The following is a 15,055-nucleotide window of genomic DNA, read 5'->3' as shown; positions in this document are numbered from 1 at the left end:
GGCCTCAATGCACGTCTATGTGGTCTCTTTTTTCCGGAATGAAGAAGCATCGATGCCGAGCCGTTGTAGTCGGGCATAGAGACTGCGGCGCGGTAGCTGTAACAGTTCGGCAGCGTCCCCGACATCGCCATTCAGGCGTGCAAGCGTGTCTTGTAGGACTTTGGCTTCAAACTGATCTATCTGTTCCGTGAGCGGGAGAGAACTGGGTTTACCGGCTGGGTGGTAACTCAATCCCAGTACTACTTGCTTGGCGAAATTTCGCAACTCGCGCACATTACCCAGCCATTCATCGGCGTTGAGCCGGGCCTCTATGGTCGCATCGATATCCGGGCGCGGTTGGCCAAACTGATTTGCAGCCTCATCGAGAAAATAAGCGAATAAAAGCCCAATATCTTTACGGCGCTCACGTAAAGGCGGGATGCGGAGCCGCACGGTTTCAAGTCTGTAGAAAAGATCGGAGCGAAAACGTCCGGCATTTACGGCACCTTCGAGATCGCCCTTGGCGGCAGCGATAATGCGCAGATTGACGGCGCGAGGTTCGCCCATCATGGAGGGCAATTCACGCTCTTCAACGACGCGCAAGAGCTTGCCCTGCAAGCTTGCTGACATGCTGTCGATTTCATCTAAGAACAGGGTGCCGCGGTCAGCATCTGTTATACGCCCACGCTGAATCCTGTTGCCGAAAAGCACTTCATCGGCAATCGCGTCGGGTAGTGCTGCACAGTCGATTGCGACAAAGCCGCGAGCATGGCGGGCGCTCCAACGATGAAGCAGCCGCGCAACAAGTTCTTTTCCGGTGCCCGTTTCGCCTTCTATCAGTACATCTACGTCGACACTTGCGAGTTGGCGGATGGTTTCGCGTAATCGCACCATGACGGGCGTTTCGCCCAACAGTGGGAAATCCTGCTCAGCTTCCGCAGCAGCCTTGCGAAGGCGGCGGTTTTCCAAAACCAGACGGCGCATTTCCAATGCGCGTCGAACACTTGAAATCATATGATCGGCAGCGAAGGGTTTCGCGATGAAATCAAACGCACCTTTTTTGAGTGCCGCCACCGCCATGCTGATGTCGCCGTGTCCGGTCATCAGAATGACCGGTAACTCAGGGTCGCGTGTTAGCAACGCTTCCATCACCGCATGACCATCAATGCGTGGCATCCGGATATCTGTGACGACAATGCCGGGAAAGTCGGCATTCAGATTGGCTAGTGCTGATTGGCCATCACCATAGGTTTCTATATCCAGTCCAGCAATCTTGAAAGAATCCGCTAGCGCTGTGCGGAAGGCTGCGTCATCGTCGATCAACATGATGCGGAGTGGTTCAGTACCTGTCATGTTTGTTGTGCTCGTTTTGCAGTGGCAGCGAAGGCCGCGCCGCCCAGTGGGGAAGGCACGATACGCAATGTGCCTTCGAGTTCTGTCATGATGTCACGCGCAATACCCAGCCCAAGGCCCAAGCCGTCCTGTTTTCCGGTTACGAAGGGGCTAAACACTTCATCACCGAGTGCCGGATCAATACCGGGTCCATTATCGGCAACGATCAGGGACACCAATTGGTCCTCTTCCGATATGAATAAGGCGATGCGCCGTTCAGACTGTCCGGCAACGGCATCAATCGCGTTTTGCAGGAGGTTGACCAATACTTGTTCCAATCGCACGCGATTTGCGAGAACCCAAAAATTAGATCCATTGGGCATTTCAAGCGTCACGCCAGCATTGCGAAAGCGGTCGCCCATCAAAAGAAGCGTACCTTCTATCAGCTCATCAAGACGGACCGGAGCCAAATCACGGTGCCCGCGTCGTGCGAAGCGCCGCATTTCCTGTGTGATGGAACCGATACGGGAAGTGAGTTCAATGGATGTGGAAAGATTGGTTGCGACTTTGTCCAGCTTACCTTTCGCCAGATAGTGCTGTGCATTTTCTGTAAGTGTTTGAATGGTCGCGACCGGTTGGTTGATCTCGTGGACGAGACCCGCAGTGATTGACCCCAGTGAGGCGAGCCTGTTTGCTTGGCCCAGTTCCTCGCGTGCTTCCCGAAAGCGTTTATCGGCGCGCTCGCGCTCGGCCATTTCGGCACTCAGTTCGGCTGTGCGTTCTGTAACTGCGGATTCAAGGGCTGCTCGGTCTGCGGCCAAGCGTGCCGCGCGTGTTATTCGCCAATAAATCGCACCGGCAATCACCATGAGGATCAGTAACGCTGCCACAGTGATAAGTCGTGCCAGATCATGTGCTGCTCGAATTGACGGGCCTACGGCTTCAACGTGGAGAAGCCTCAATTCTGTTCCGGCAATTGGTTCGCTCACAGTGAGAAATTTTGCGCCTGAAGGTCCGCGCATCATGTTTTCAGTCTCAAGAGCATAGTGGCTTGGTTGTAAGTCTGCGACGCTGAACTGTCCGGTTTGGCTTATCTTGGTGCGCTCTGCTTCGGAGATGGGTTGAAACGAGCGTAGGTCTTCTGCCTTATCCGTGGATGCCAATATGATACCACGGGGATCAACGACGAATGTCTGGCCGGGATCGTTCGACCAAGTTTGCACAAGCCGGTGAAATTCAAATTTGACGACCACCGCACCTACGGGATTGGCATCATCGCCAATGCGCCTTGCTAGGAATAGACCGAAGCGCCCGCTGAGATCGCCTATCGCGTAATATTCAGCAGCTCCTGCGGCCATTGCGTCTTGAAAATAGGGGCGATAGTCGTAATTGCGCCCAACGAAACTTTCGGGCGTGTTAGCATTGGAAGAAGCAATGACGGTGCCATCGCGTTTGATGACATAAATTATCGGCGAGCCAATTTCATAGGCGAGGAATTCCAGCTTCTCGTTTAGTCGTGCTGTCGCTGCTCGCGCTTCACCGGCCAGGACGTCGTGAAGATCGCTATACTCTTTTAGAACAACCGGAAGCAGGCGGAACTTGGCAAGCTCGCTATCGATAAGGCGGGTTTGCTGACGCGCAACAAGTGTCGCGTCGTCGCTCAAACGATCGAGCGCGTTTGTCTCCGTCCATGACCGCGCAGCCGTCCAGAGGCCGACAGTCATTACGAAGACAATTGCAATCATCAGGATTCTGCGGAGTTTCTGCGGCCCTTCCATTTGTGCAGGATTATGCATTTATTCAAAGAATGTCACGCACAATTTTGCACAAAACTCATATTTCAAATGGGCCAAAACCTAGATTCTGCGAGTTAATTCAACAAGCTAAACTTTTTAATCTGCTCCTCTGGCGGCGGGCAGCTATGTCCCGCATTTTAGCACTACTTCGAAAATGGGAGTTTCGTAGGGAGGAACTGATCCGTGCAACCACAAGAATTTGTCTTTGTTCTCACCCAATTTCTTGAAAGAGACCTGGGTGTCGCGATGCAGGCGCAGGAAACTGAAAGCCAGCCTGACAAAGGGGCGCGGATCTAGAACCAATTATGCAATCCCATTTCCAACCCGGGTTCTTGCGTTTTTAAGCCCTTCTTGGGCGCTGTAGCGACGATCCCGAAGGCAATCAAAAACACCCGGAAATATGCGCAGCTACTGGCGCGCTCATGCCGGGTGAACCTCAAAAATCGTGAGATTTGAAGGAGTGGCCGCATGGTCTCAATAACGTCCGAACGGAGTGATGCGCTCAGCACCAATAGCCGACTGAAATCCATTATTGGTGGATCGACCGGTAATCTCGTCGAATGGTTCGACTGGTATGTGTACGCAGCTTTCACGCTCTATTTCGCACCGCATTTCTTTCCGTCGGAGAGCCAGACCGCGCAGCTTTTGAGCGCTGCTGCCGTTTTTGCCGTTGGTTTCATCATGCGCCCGATCGGCGCGTGGATCATGGGCATCTATGCTGATCGCAAGGGCCGCAAGGCGGGTCTGGCGTTGTCCGTGACGCTAATGTGCGCAGGCTCGCTTATTATTGCCCTTACACCTGGCTATGAAAGTATCGGTCTTGTCGCCCCGGCGCTTCTGGTTCTTGCACGCTTGATGCAGGGCTTGTCAGTTGGTGGCGAATATGGTGCGAGCGCGACCTACCTTTCTGAAATGGCAGGCAAGAGTCGTCGTGGCTTCTTCTCATCCTTCCAATATGTGACGCTGATCTCCGGTCAGCTTCTGGCAATTCTGCTGCTGATCGTGCTTCAGAGCACAATGGAAACTTCTGCCCTTGAATCCTGGGGCTGGCGTATTCCGTTCTTCATCGGCGCATTGCTTGCTGTTGTTGTCTTCTGGCTGCGTCGTGGCCTTGCTGAAACCGAGAGCTTCAAGAATGCGAAAACCAAAGACGCACCGAAGTCTGGCTTCTGGACGCTGATCAAGTATCATCCGAAGGAAACCGCACTGGTCATGCTTCTGACTGCTGGTGGTACACTCGCCTTCTACGCATACTCGATTTACATGCAGAAGTTTCTGGTCAACACATCTGGCTTCAGCCGCGAAGTGGCCAGTCAGATCAACGCGGTCACGCTGTTCATCTTCATGTGCCTTCAGCCTATTGCGGGTGCTCTATCTGATAAGATTGGCCGCAAACCACTGATGATTGCCTTCGGTGCGGCGGGCGTACTGTTTACCTATCCGATCTTTGCGACACTTGAGCAGACGCGTGATCCGTGGGTTGCAGGAATGTTGGTTATGGGTGCTCTGATCATTGTAACGGGTTATACCTCGATCAACGCGGTTGTGAAGGCGGAACTCTTCCCGGCTCATATCCGTGCCCTTGGTGTGGCATTGCCTTACGCTCTCGCAAATACCCTGTTTGGCGGGACAGCAGAATATGTAGCGTTGAGTTTCAAGAACGGTGGCTGGGAGCGTGGCTTCTACTGGTACGTAACCGTTATGATCGGCATTTCGCTGATCGTCTATCTGCGGATGCGCGATACCAGCAAAGACAGCATGATCAAGGAAGACTAATCGACACAAATACCGGGCTATTAGCCCGGTATTTTTTATTCCGCTTCCGCTCTTCTATTGTCAAAAGGAGAGGATTTTTCTGAAATTGTTTGGGCTGCATTTTGAATAAGCGGCCCAAAACTCTCGCTGAAACCTTCGGCTGTCCATTCCTGCAGGCTGCCTGCCACATGGATTGCGCCAACAGGAGCACCTTTCCAATCCAGTATCGGCGCGCCAATGACAACTTCATGATTGAGAAGCTGCTTGCATAACAGGGAATGTCCGCGTTCACGCGTGGCGCGAACATGTTCCATCACGCCTTCAAGATCGCGGACAGTATGCTGCGTGAAAGGTGTCATATCCGACCGATTGACGATGTCGGCAATTGTCGTGTCTGGCAGCCGCGAGAGAATGGCCACACCACCCGCCGTGCAATAGGTGGGAACGGCATTTCCGACTATGGTTGCACTGAAGACTTCGTGTTTTGAAGGCATACGCAGGGCGTAGATAACGCGAACGTCGTCAAAAAGAGACAGATCAACACGCTCGCTGACCCGGCGTCGCAGTTCCAGCATAACTGGATTTGCGCGCTGCAACATGGGGTTGAGCCGCAACAAATCATGGGTCATGTCGAGAATGCGCAAGCCGGGCAGATAACCACGATCGTCTGGGTCGCGAGCCAGCATATTCAACTTCAGAAGCGAGTGAACAATGCGCTGGGCAGCACTGCGATCAATGCCTGCTGCGGTTGCAACCTGACTGAGCGACAAAGGATGTCGTGCGCTTTGAAATGCAGACATGACTGCAACTGTTCGTGCGACAGAGCGCAGAAACAACGGGTCATCCTTGAAAGCTTCTGCTTCATCCGGATCGAAAGTGGATATGCCGCGCAGGTCTCGAAATGTGTTCATGGGAAAAGCTTTAATCCAGATTCAAGGATTGACAAGGATCAAAATTGATCCTTATCATGAAAAATCAATATAGATGTATCGCTGACAGATACACACCGCAGCCCGAGGGGGCAAATCAGGAAAATGGGAGTACGCTCGTGTCAAAACGCGTGGCAGTAGCTGGCTTTTTGCATGAAACGAACACTTTCGCTGCCGCTCCGGCAACCATGGAAGCGTTCGTTCAGGGTGGTGGATATATCCCGCTTTCGCGCGGTGACGCGATTATCGGGAATGCTCAAAACGTCAATCTCGGCATTGCTGGCGCACTCAAATTCGCACAGGAAGCGGGCTGGGAAGTCGTGCCGATCCTGTGGGCTGGCGCTATCCCATCTGCACCGGTCACCAAAGATGCTTACGAAACAATCGTTTCCGAGATTATTACGGGATTGAAGGATTGCGGCTCGCTCGATGGCATTTTCATCGACTTACATGGCGCGATGGTTGCCGAACATGTGGACGACGGCGAGGGCGAACTTCTTGAGCGCGTGCGTGCGGTTCGTGCAAATGAACCACTGTCGGTAGCGCTTGACCTGCACGGCAACATCACCCGGCGTATGTTCGAACATGCCGACGTCATGGTCGGATTCCGCACTTATCCGCATGTCGATATGGCCGAGACCGGCTATCGGTCAGCTAAAGCGTTACAGGCATTGATGGACAAGTCCGATGGTTGGCACAAGGCGATGCGGCAGGGTGATTACCTCATTCCTATCGCATGGCAATGCACGGACGAGCAGCCAGCGAAAGGCTTATACGGCATGACGGTCGATGTACCGGAAAAAGTTCTGACAGCGTCTCTTTTCATGGGCTTTCCCGCCGCCGATTTCGCGGAATGCGGTCCTTCTGTCTTTGCTTACGGATGGGATAAGCAGGCGGTTGAGAACTGTGCAGATGACATTATGGCCGCACTTTCCGCAGCTGAGTCGTCTTTCGCAGGTACCTCTTATCAGCCGGAAGAGGGAGTTGAGAGAGCAATCGAGCTGGCGCGAGATGCATCTCGTCCTATCATCATTGCTGATACCCAGGACAATCCCGGTGCTGGCGGTAGCTCTGATACGACAGGGATGCTTCGCGCGCTTATAGCCTGCGATGCAAAACGAGCCGCCATTGGTTGTATCCACGATCCCGAAGCGGCAAACATCGCGCATCAGGCAGGTGAGGGCGCGGAGGTTGAAATCTCACTTGGCGGCAAGTCGGGAATTGATGGCGATGAGCCATTCGTGGCCAAGTTTACTGTAGAAAAGCTCTCCGACGGCAAGGCACATGCGACCGGGCCTTATTACGGTGGAACCTGGTTAAATATGGGGCCATCTGCCTGCCTGCGGCTTGACGGGACACGTGTCGTTGTAACAACCAATCTCGCGCAGATGGCGGATCGCGCGCTCTATCGTATGGTTGGCATTGAACCGGAACAGCAAGCCATTCTGGTCAATAAGAGCTCTGTGCATTTCCGCGCCGACTTCGCACCTATTGCTGAAAAGCTCCTTGTTTGCACAGCGCCGGGTGCAATGCCGCTCAGCCCGGCACAATTGTCATGGAAACACTTGCGCTCAGGTATCCGGCTTGAGCCGTTGGGAGAAGAATTCAAATAAAACAATAATAACTACCTTCAGAGGAACCAAGTAGATGCAGTTTTTCAAATCACCACAGCCTGGCCCCATCCTCCGCAAACTGAAATATGGGATAGCTGTTTCCCTGATTGCGCTTGGCGCTGGTAATGCATGGGCGGAAACAACGTTCACTGCAGTCATGCATTCCGATTTGCGTATTCTCGATCCTATCATCACCACCGCGCATATCACTCGGGATCATGGATATATGATCTATGATGTGCTGATTGCTGTTGATGAAAACTTCAAGCCACAGCCGCAGATGGCGGATTGGACTGTTTCGGACGACGGTAAGACTTACACATTCACGCTACGCGATGGCCTGAAATTCCATGATGGTGCGCCGGTAACGGCTGCAGATGCGGTGGCTTCACTTGAACGCTGGGCCAAGCGCGATGCCGGTGGCCAGCTTATCATGGACATTACAGATTCCCTCAAGGCCGCTGACGACCAGACCCTCGTCTGGACACTAAAAGAGCCGTTCGCTCCCTTCCTCGATACGCTTTCCAAGCAGGCGGCTTTACCTCCATTCATTATGCCAGCGCGGATTGCGGCAACGCCCGCTGACACTGCGATTACCGAACATATCGGCTCAGGTCCGTTCAAGTTCGTACCGGCAGAGTTCCAGCCCGGTGTTGGCGTCAGCTATCTCAAGAATGAAAATTATGTCCCGCGCAACGAGCCAGCCAGCTGGATGGCAGGCGGCAAGGTCGTCAATGTTGACAAGGTGCGCTGGGTTACAATGACAGACGCCCAAACTGCCGTGAATGCGCTGACGAGTGGTGAAATCGACTATGTAGAACAGATCCCGGTTGATCTCGTGCCACTGTTTGATGGCGACGATTCCGTTGTTCTTGAACAGCGTGATCCGCTCGGTTATCAGACGATGGGACGTCTCAACTTCAAGCATCCACCTTTCGACAATCCCGACATTCGCCGTGCGGCCTTCCTAGCCATGTCGCAAGAACCAGTGCTTGCGGCGCTGATGGCTGACCCGAATTACTACAAGGTTTGTGGGGCGATTTTTGGCTGCGGTACACCCAATGCCACCAATGTCGGCGCAGACAGCATCACCGCAAAGGGCAATGCTGAAGAGGCGAAGGAACTGCTCAAGAAGGCCGGTTATGATGGCAAGCCGGTTGTGTTGATGCAGCCGACTGATGTTACTAGTCTGTCGCCTCAACCCGTTGTCGCAGCACAGCAACTCCGCGCTGTTGGCTTCACCGTCGACATGCAGCCGATGGACTGGCAGACGCTCGTCGGTCGCCGCGCATCAAAAGATGAGCCATCAAAAGGCGGTTGGAACATCTTCTTCACCAACTGGCAGATTCCAGAAATTGCCACACCGCTTAACTCCGTGATGCTGAATGGCCGTGGCGATCAGGGTTGGTTCGGCTGGCCGAAGGATGACAAGATTGAAGAGCTGAAAAAGGAATATATCGCCGCCAAGACGCCTGAAGAGCAGAAGGCCGTTGTCGAAAAGATACAGGCTCATACGTTGGAGAACGTACTTTATATTCCACTTGGCGAGTATAACCCACCACAGGCACGCCGCTCCAATGTTGTTGATATGCTCGGCTCTCCCGTTCCGGTCTTCTGGAATGTGAAAAAGAACGAGGAATAATCCGCCCGCCGCTATCGCGTTTAACGCGGTAGCGCCCAGTTCAACGCGGAGCCGGGTATACACTGGTTCCGCCTCAAGCGGGACGCGCCCATGGCTGTCTATCTGATCAAACGTATCTTTGCGCTCGTGCCGGTGTTGTTGCTGGTATCGGTATTTGTATTCCTCCTCCTCAGACTGACGCCGGGTGATCCGGCAGCAATTCTGGCGGGGGATGCCGCTACCACCGAACAGCTCGAACGCATTCGCGAGGCAATGGGTCTTAATGAGCCGATCCTCACTCAGTATTTCACCTGGATGGGCAAGATTTTACAGGGTGATCTCGGTGTTTCGCTGATTTCGGGCGTTCCAGTGCTCGATATGGTTTCACAACGTATCGGCCCGACGATTTCGATCGCTATTCTCACGATCATAATTGCAGTTCTGGCTGCAATTCCGATGGGTGTGATCGCCGCGTGGCGTCATCGTTCATGGATCGATTATCTCGTCATGAGCTTTTCGGTTCTCGGGTTTTCCGTTCCAGTCTTTCTGGTTGGCTATGTTCTGTTGCTCATTTTCTCGGTCAATCTGGGCTGGCTTCCGGTTCAGGGCTTCAAGTCGATCTCATCTGGCTTTGGCGGCTTTATGGAGCGTGCAATATTGCCCGCTCTGACACTGGCTTCGATTTACATTGCACTCATTGCCCGTATGACCCGTGCGGCAATGCTGGATGTGCTGGGCGAAGACTACATTCGCACAGCTCGTGCGAAAGGTGTCAGTGATCGCCGTCTTCTGTTTGTGCATGCGCTGAAAAATGCTGCTGTGCCGGTCGTGACCATTGTTGGCACCGGCTTCGCATTACTGATTTCTGGCGTCGTTGTGACTGAGAGCATCTTCAACATTCCGGGTATAGGTCGCCTGACTGTCGACGCTGTACTGGCACGTGATTATCCTGTTATTCAGGCCATGATCCTGCTGACGAGTGCGCTTTATGTCTTCGTCAACCTTCTGATCGACCTTTCCTATACATTGTTCGACCCAAGGATACGCTATTGATGCGCTCAGAACCGACATCGGCAGGCATGCATTGGATGCTGCGCCTGTTCTCGCTGCCGCGCGTTACACGTGTTGGTATCGGTCCATTGATTGCTGCCTTTCTTCTCGCCGCAATCCTTCTTCTAACTCTTATTTCCCCCTGGATCGCTCCCCACGATCCGTTGGCAATGAATCCGTTAATGCGGCTGAAGCCGCCTTCCGATGAATACCTGCTCGGAACCGATAATTACGGGAGGGATCTCTTCTCGCGCATGATCCTTGGTGGACGCATCTCGCTGCTGATCGGATTGTTTGCTGCTGGCGCTTCAATTGGCGTTGGCGTGTTTATCGGGTTGATTGCGGGCTTCTTCCGCACGGCTGATGCAATCATTATGCGCATGATGGATGCCTTGATGGCGATGCCATCAATCCTGATCGCTATTGCGCTGGTCGCGTTGAATGGACCTTCGATAGGCTCAGTCATCGTCGCCATCACCATCCCGGAAATCCCGCGCGTGGTGCGCCTTGTGCGCTCTGTCATCCTGACTGCGCGTGAGGAGCCTTATGTGGAAGCGGCACTGGCGCTCGGTTCAAGCACGCCGAAGATTTTGTTCAGGCATCTTCTGCCCAATACGATGGCACCACTCATCGTGCAGGGTACTTATATTGTCGCTTCTGCGATCCTCACAGAAGCGATCCTGTCGTTCCTCGGTGCTGGTATCAGCACGGAAATTCCGACCTGGGGGAACATCATGGCCGAAGGTCGTCAGTTCTTCCGCATCAAGCCATCGATTGTGCTTTGGCCGGGCCTGTTGCTGACACTTTGTGTTCTTTCCATCAATCTGCTGGGCGACGCTGCACGCGACACACTCGACCCACGTCTAAAAAAGCGGGAGGGCTGATATGGAACTGCGTAATCATGATTTCACGGCAGAACCTGTCGTGCTGGAAGTTGAAAATCTCGTCGTTGCACTTCCCGGCGGCACGCCGGTGCTTCGCAGCGTGAGCTTTGATATTCGTAAGGGCGAAACAGTCTGTCTGGTGGGTGAGTCTGGGTCGGGAAAATCCGTTACATCGCTCACTGCCATGGGACTTTTACCAAAAGATGCACTGTTGGTAAAAGCGGGTGCTATCAGGCTGGATGGCAAAGATCTTCTCCAGCTCTCGCCCGCAGATATGAAAAAGATGCGTGCTACGCGTATCTCTATGATCTTTCAGGAGCCGATGACTGCGCTGAACCCGGTTATGCGGGTGGGTGAACAGATCACAGAAGTTCTGGACGTGCACACCAACCTGTCAGCGGAAGCCAAACGCACCAAAGTCATCAACATTATGGAGCAGGTTCATCTGCCCGATGTGGAGCGTATTTATCAAAGCTATCCGCATCAACTTTCGGGCGGTCAACGTCAACGTATTATGATCGCCATGGCGCTCATTCTTGAACCTGTGGTGCTGATTGCTGACGAACCAACCACCGCGCTCGACGTGACGACGCAGAAGCAGATTCTGTCGCTGATTGCGGAGTTGCAGGAGAAACATGGCACGGCTGTGTTGTTCATCACGCACGATATGGGCGTGGTGGCGGAAATCGCCGACCGGGTCTGCGTCATGCGCAATGGCGAAATTGTAGAACGTGGAACAATTCGGGAAGTTTTGTCATCGCCACAGCAGCAATATACCAAAGATTTGCTGGGTTCTGTTCCAAGCCTCATTCCGCGTCTGTCGCGCGAGCCACAGGGGCGGGAAGCAGTGATCCGCGTTCGCGATCTTGGCATGACTTATCGCAGTGGTGGGATTTTTAGCACAAAGCCAGGTGTTAATGCCTCGCGCGAAGTGAATTTCGAGCTCCAGCCGGGACGTACACTCGGTATTGTTGGCGAGTCCGGTTCAGGCAAGACGACGGTTGCGCGTTCTATAATGCGGTTGATCGAACCGACTGAAGGCGAGATCGTCGTCGATGGGCGAGACATTGCACATCTTGGAAAACGCGAGATGAAGCCGTTCCGCAAGAAGCTTCAGGTCGTGTTTCAGGACCCGTTCCGTTCTCTGAACCCACGCTGGACGATTGAACAAAGTCTCACCGAAGGGCCGCTTAATTACGGTGTGCTTTATGAGGAGGCGGTGGCCGAAGCAAAGCGTTTGTTGAAGATCGTTTCCCTGCCAGAGGATTCACTGAAGCGATACCCACATCAGTTTTCCGGGGGGCAGCGCCAACGTATCGCCATTGCACGCGCTGTTGCGCTTCGACCGGATATTCTGGTGGCCGACGAGGCTGTGTCTGCGCTTGATGTTTCGGTGCAGGCGCAGGTTCTTGAGCTTCTGGCCGAGCTGCAGCGTGATACCGGCATCGCGATCATTTTCATTACGCACGACTTACGTGTTGCAGCGCAGATTTGTGATGAAGTGCTGGTGATGAAACGCGGGCAGGTTGTTGAGCAAGGTGACGCCGCCGACGTGCTTGGTAATCCATCGCATGAATATACGCGATCATTGATTGAAGCGGCGCCTGGTCGCTTCTGGGACTTTGCGGCTGGACGTCCTGCCGCCTGATCGAAGGGCCGCACGCTGTGGCCCCGGTTATCTTCAATGTTTCAAACAGGAATGAAATCATGCCCATCATACCGTATATTGAGGAGAAAGCCGGCGAGATGCGCGCGGTTTTCGAAGACCTTCATCGTCATCCGGAAATCGGTTTCGAGGAGCAACATGCTTCCGGTGTCGTAGCTACTTTACTGGAAAAATGGGGCTTCGATGAAGTCCATACCGGCATCGCCAAGACTGGTGTTGTCGGCATATTGAGAGGGCAAAATGCTGGTAACCGCCGTGTTGGTTTGCGAGCCGATATGGATGCGCTACCGATTGATGAGATTTCCGGTGTTCCTTATACATCGCAAAATCCAGGCCGAATGCATGCCTGCGGTCATGATGGCCATACGACTATGTTGCTGGGTGCTGCGCAGTATCTTGCAGCGACACGCAACTTCGAAGGGACTGCGGTTTTCGTCTTCCAACCAGCTGAGGAAGGTCTGGGCGGCGCGCGCGGCATGATTGCGGAGGGCCTGTTCGAGCGCTTTCCTTGCGATGAAATCTACGGGATGCACAATCAACCGCTGGGCACTCTTGGCAAAGCGGTTATCCGCAAGGGTGCCGCCATGGCAGGTGCCAGCTTCTTCGATATCAAACTTACTGGCAAAGGCAGCCACGCAGCACAGCCCCACAATGCCCGTGACGTTCTGGTGATTGGTGCGGATCTGGTCGGGCAATTGCAGACCATTGTTTCGCGTAATATTCCGGCAACGGATGCTTGTGTGGTTTCCTGTACGCAATTCCATACCGGTAGTGCCTACAATATCGTGCCGGAAGTGGCTACGATCACCGGCACGATCCGCTATTTCGAGCAGCGTGTTTGCGAACTGGCAGAAACCCGTCTTCGTGAGATTTGTGCGGGTGTTGCCTCAGGTTATGGCATCAAGGTTGATGTCGATATCCGCAATGTTTTTGATGTTTTGCGCAATGATAATGAGCTGTCTGACGCCTACATCGCTGCTGCGCGCGATGTACTGGGTGAGGAAAATGTAAGCGATGACTGCCCGGCCTTTATGGGCAGTGAGGATTTTGCGGACATGCTGGCCCGGGTGCCGGGTGCTTACATCAATGTACTGCACGGCGGGAAAGCAGCCCTGCACAATCCTGCCTTTATGCTTGAACCGGAAACGCTGCCGATTGGCTCATCGATCTATGCCCGGATTGTTGAAACTCGCCTGCCAGTGAATAAGGACTTAGCTGCATGAGTGCGTATGAATTACCCTTTGATATTGATGGCATGATTGCACGTCTGCGGCCGTGGATTGAAACGGAAAGCCCGACATTTGATGCGGCTGCCGTCAATCGTATGGTTGAAACGGCTGCCTATGATTTTGCGGCTGCGGGTGCCAGCATTGAGTTTATTCCGGGGCGTATGGGCTTTGGCGGCTCGCTGCGCGCACGGTTTCCGCATGCAAACCACGGTAAGCCCGGAATTATGGTTTCCGGACATCTCGATACGGTTCATCCGCTTGGCGTGATCGACATTAATCCTTATCGCCGTGAGAGCGGCAAGATTTATGGCCCCGGTATTCAGGATATGAAGGGTGGAAATTTTGTAGCACTCGAAGCCATGCGACAGATAGCAAGAAGCGGACTTGCAACCAAGCTGCCTGTCACCTTCCTGCTGACACCTGATGAAGAGGTCGGGACGCCTTCAACGCGTGATCTGATCGAGCAGGAAGCCCTCAAGAACAAATATGTATTGGTGCCCGAACCTGCGCGGCGTGATGGCGGTGCGGTTGTCGGACGCTATGCGATAGCGCGCTACAATCTTGAGACTATAGGCAAGCCGAGTCATGCGGGTTGGCTGTTGAAGGAAGGTCGTTCGGCAATCCGGCGCATGGCGGAAAAAATAATCGAAATCGAAGCGCTCACGACTGATGACTGCACCTTCTCGGTTGGGGTTATTCAAGCGGGACAATGGGTCAATTGTGTTTCATCGAGCTGTAATGCCGAAGCGCTCAGCATGGCCAAGACCCAGAAAGATCTGGAAGACGGTGTTGCTCGCATCATGTCTCTTGCTGGTACCAAAGACGATGTCGAGTTGATCGTTAAGCGCGGTGTGACGCGACCAGTCTGGGAGCCGGGACAGCCACAGGATATGAAGCTCTTCAACTTTGCAAACGATGTTGCCAAGGAAATCGGTTTCACCATGACCGCTCAGAGTTCGGGTGGCGGTTCTGATGGTAATTTTACCGGTGCGCTTGGTGTGCCAACGCTTGATTCCATCGGTGTACGCGGTGAGGGCCTTCATACTTTGGGCGAGCATATTTTCGAGGATAGTCTGGTGGAACGTGCCCGTCTTCACGCGGGCTTATTTCTGGGACTCGAATAAATTGTAAGAGAGCGGTTTCGGATAAAACCCAATCATCGGAGCCGCTCTGCCTGTTTGTTTTACTTATTTTCAGGAAA

The 15,055-nt window shown here is 53.6% G+C and carries 11 protein-coding genes; 8 read left to right on the top strand and 3 right to left on the bottom strand.

The genetic code is table 11. The features are described from left to right. Positions 1-15: 15 nt before the first annotated feature. Entirely contained in the window at positions 16-1,332 is a 1,317-nt protein-coding gene (locus CES85_RS04310) for a sigma-54-dependent transcriptional regulator (protein ID WP_095444790.1), read from the bottom strand. Further along, entirely contained in the window at positions 1,329-3,056 is a 1,728-nt protein-coding gene (locus CES85_RS04305) for a sensor histidine kinase (protein WP_434063353.1), read from the bottom strand. Before CES85_RS04305 ends, CES85_RS04310 begins: the two co-directional genes overlap by 4 nt. Before the next feature lie 519 nt (positions 3,057-3,575). Here CES85_RS04305 and CES85_RS04300 point away from each other — a divergent pair. Then, a complete protein-coding gene (locus CES85_RS04300; RefSeq protein WP_095444789.1) occupies positions 3,576-4,883 on the top strand; it encodes an MFS transporter in 1,308 nt (435 codons plus the stop codon). A gap of 35 nt (positions 4,884-4,918) precedes the next feature. Here the strand turns inward: CES85_RS04300 and CES85_RS04295 are convergent, their stop codons facing one another. Continuing rightward, positions 4,919-5,773, bottom strand: a complete 855-nt coding sequence (locus tag CES85_RS04295; RefSeq protein WP_095444788.1) for an IclR family transcriptional regulator — start codon at positions 5,771-5,773, stop codon at positions 4,919-4,921. Between the two features lie 137 nt (positions 5,774-5,910). Between CES85_RS04295 and CES85_RS04290 the strand changes: the two genes are divergently transcribed. The 7 genes from CES85_RS04290 (at position 5,911) to CES85_RS04260 (ending at position 14,978) form a co-directional block, all read left to right on the top strand. Then, complete coding sequence (locus CES85_RS04290) at positions 5,911-7,404, top strand: M81 family metallopeptidase (RefSeq protein WP_244923223.1); 1,494 nt, start codon at positions 5,911-5,913, stop codon at positions 7,402-7,404. A gap of 34 nt (positions 7,405-7,438) precedes the next feature. Next, on the top strand, positions 7,439-9,046 hold the full coding sequence (locus tag CES85_RS04285; protein ID WP_095444786.1) for an ABC transporter substrate-binding protein: 1,608 nt from the start codon (positions 7,439-7,441) through the stop codon (positions 9,044-9,046). 90 nt (positions 9,047-9,136) lie between these two features. Next, the gene (locus tag CES85_RS04280; RefSeq protein ID WP_095444785.1) at positions 9,137-10,078 is read left to right on the top strand and encodes an ABC transporter permease; all 942 of its coding nucleotides are present in this window, start codon (positions 9,137-9,139) and stop codon (positions 10,076-10,078) included. Between the two features lie 35 nt (positions 10,079-10,113). Further along, positions 10,114-10,959: an ABC transporter permease gene (locus tag CES85_RS04275; RefSeq protein WP_404903363.1), complete on the top strand. Its 846-nt coding sequence runs from the start codon at positions 10,114-10,116 to the stop codon at positions 10,957-10,959. A 1-nt stretch (position 10,960) separates the two neighbouring features. Continuing rightward, positions 10,961-12,607 (top strand): ABC transporter ATP-binding protein, encoded by a 1,647-nt coding sequence (locus CES85_RS04270; protein ID WP_095444783.1) that lies wholly within the window; start codon positions 10,961-10,963, stop codon positions 12,605-12,607. Positions 12,608-12,666: 59 nt separating this feature from the next. Beyond that, entirely contained in the window at positions 12,667-13,848 is a 1,182-nt protein-coding gene (locus tag CES85_RS04265; protein ID WP_095444782.1) for a M20 aminoacylase family protein, read from the top strand. Then, positions 13,845-14,978 (top strand): M20/M25/M40 family metallo-hydrolase, encoded by a 1,134-nt coding sequence (locus tag CES85_RS04260; RefSeq protein WP_095444781.1) that lies wholly within the window; start codon positions 13,845-13,847, stop codon positions 14,976-14,978. Before CES85_RS04265 ends, CES85_RS04260 begins: the two co-directional genes overlap by 4 nt. The last annotated feature ends 77 nt before the right edge of the window (positions 14,979-15,055 follow it).

Source organism: Ochrobactrum quorumnocens, from assembly GCF_002278035.1.
GTDB lineage: Bacteria > Pseudomonadota > Alphaproteobacteria > Rhizobiales > Rhizobiaceae > Brucella > Brucella quorumnocens.
This window is presented reverse-complemented; position numbering and strand designations above follow the sequence as displayed.

What these genes read in the sequence shown, in the direction of transcription:
- CES85_RS04310 (WP_095444790.1), bottom strand. Translation starts at nt 1,332, where the DNA reads ATGACAGGTACTGAACCACTCCGCATCATGTTGATCGACGATGACGCA.
- CES85_RS04305 (WP_434063353.1), bottom strand. Translation starts at nt 3,056, where the DNA reads ATGATTGCAATTGTCTTCGTAATGACTGTCGGCCTCTGGACGGCTGCG.
- CES85_RS04300 (WP_095444789.1), top strand. Translation starts at nt 3,576, where the DNA reads ATGGTCTCAATAACGTCCGAACGGAGTGATGCGCTCAGCACCAATAGC.
- CES85_RS04295 (WP_095444788.1), bottom strand. Translation starts at nt 5,773, where the DNA reads ATGAACACATTTCGAGACCTGCGCGGCATATCCACTTTCGATCCGGAT.
- CES85_RS04285 (WP_095444786.1), top strand. Translation starts at nt 7,439, where the DNA reads ATGCAGTTTTTCAAATCACCACAGCCTGGCCCCATCCTCCGCAAACTG.
- CES85_RS04280 (WP_095444785.1), top strand. Translation starts at nt 9,137, where the DNA reads ATGGCTGTCTATCTGATCAAACGTATCTTTGCGCTCGTGCCGGTGTTG.
- CES85_RS04275 (WP_404903363.1), top strand. Translation starts at nt 10,114, where the DNA reads ATGCTGCGCCTGTTCTCGCTGCCGCGCGTTACACGTGTTGGTATCGGT.
- CES85_RS04270 (WP_095444783.1), top strand. Translation starts at nt 10,961, where the DNA reads ATGGAACTGCGTAATCATGATTTCACGGCAGAACCTGTCGTGCTGGAA.
- CES85_RS04265 (WP_095444782.1), top strand. Translation starts at nt 12,667, where the DNA reads ATGCCCATCATACCGTATATTGAGGAGAAAGCCGGCGAGATGCGCGCG.
- CES85_RS04260 (WP_095444781.1), top strand. Translation starts at nt 13,845, where the DNA reads ATGAGTGCGTATGAATTACCCTTTGATATTGATGGCATGATTGCACGT.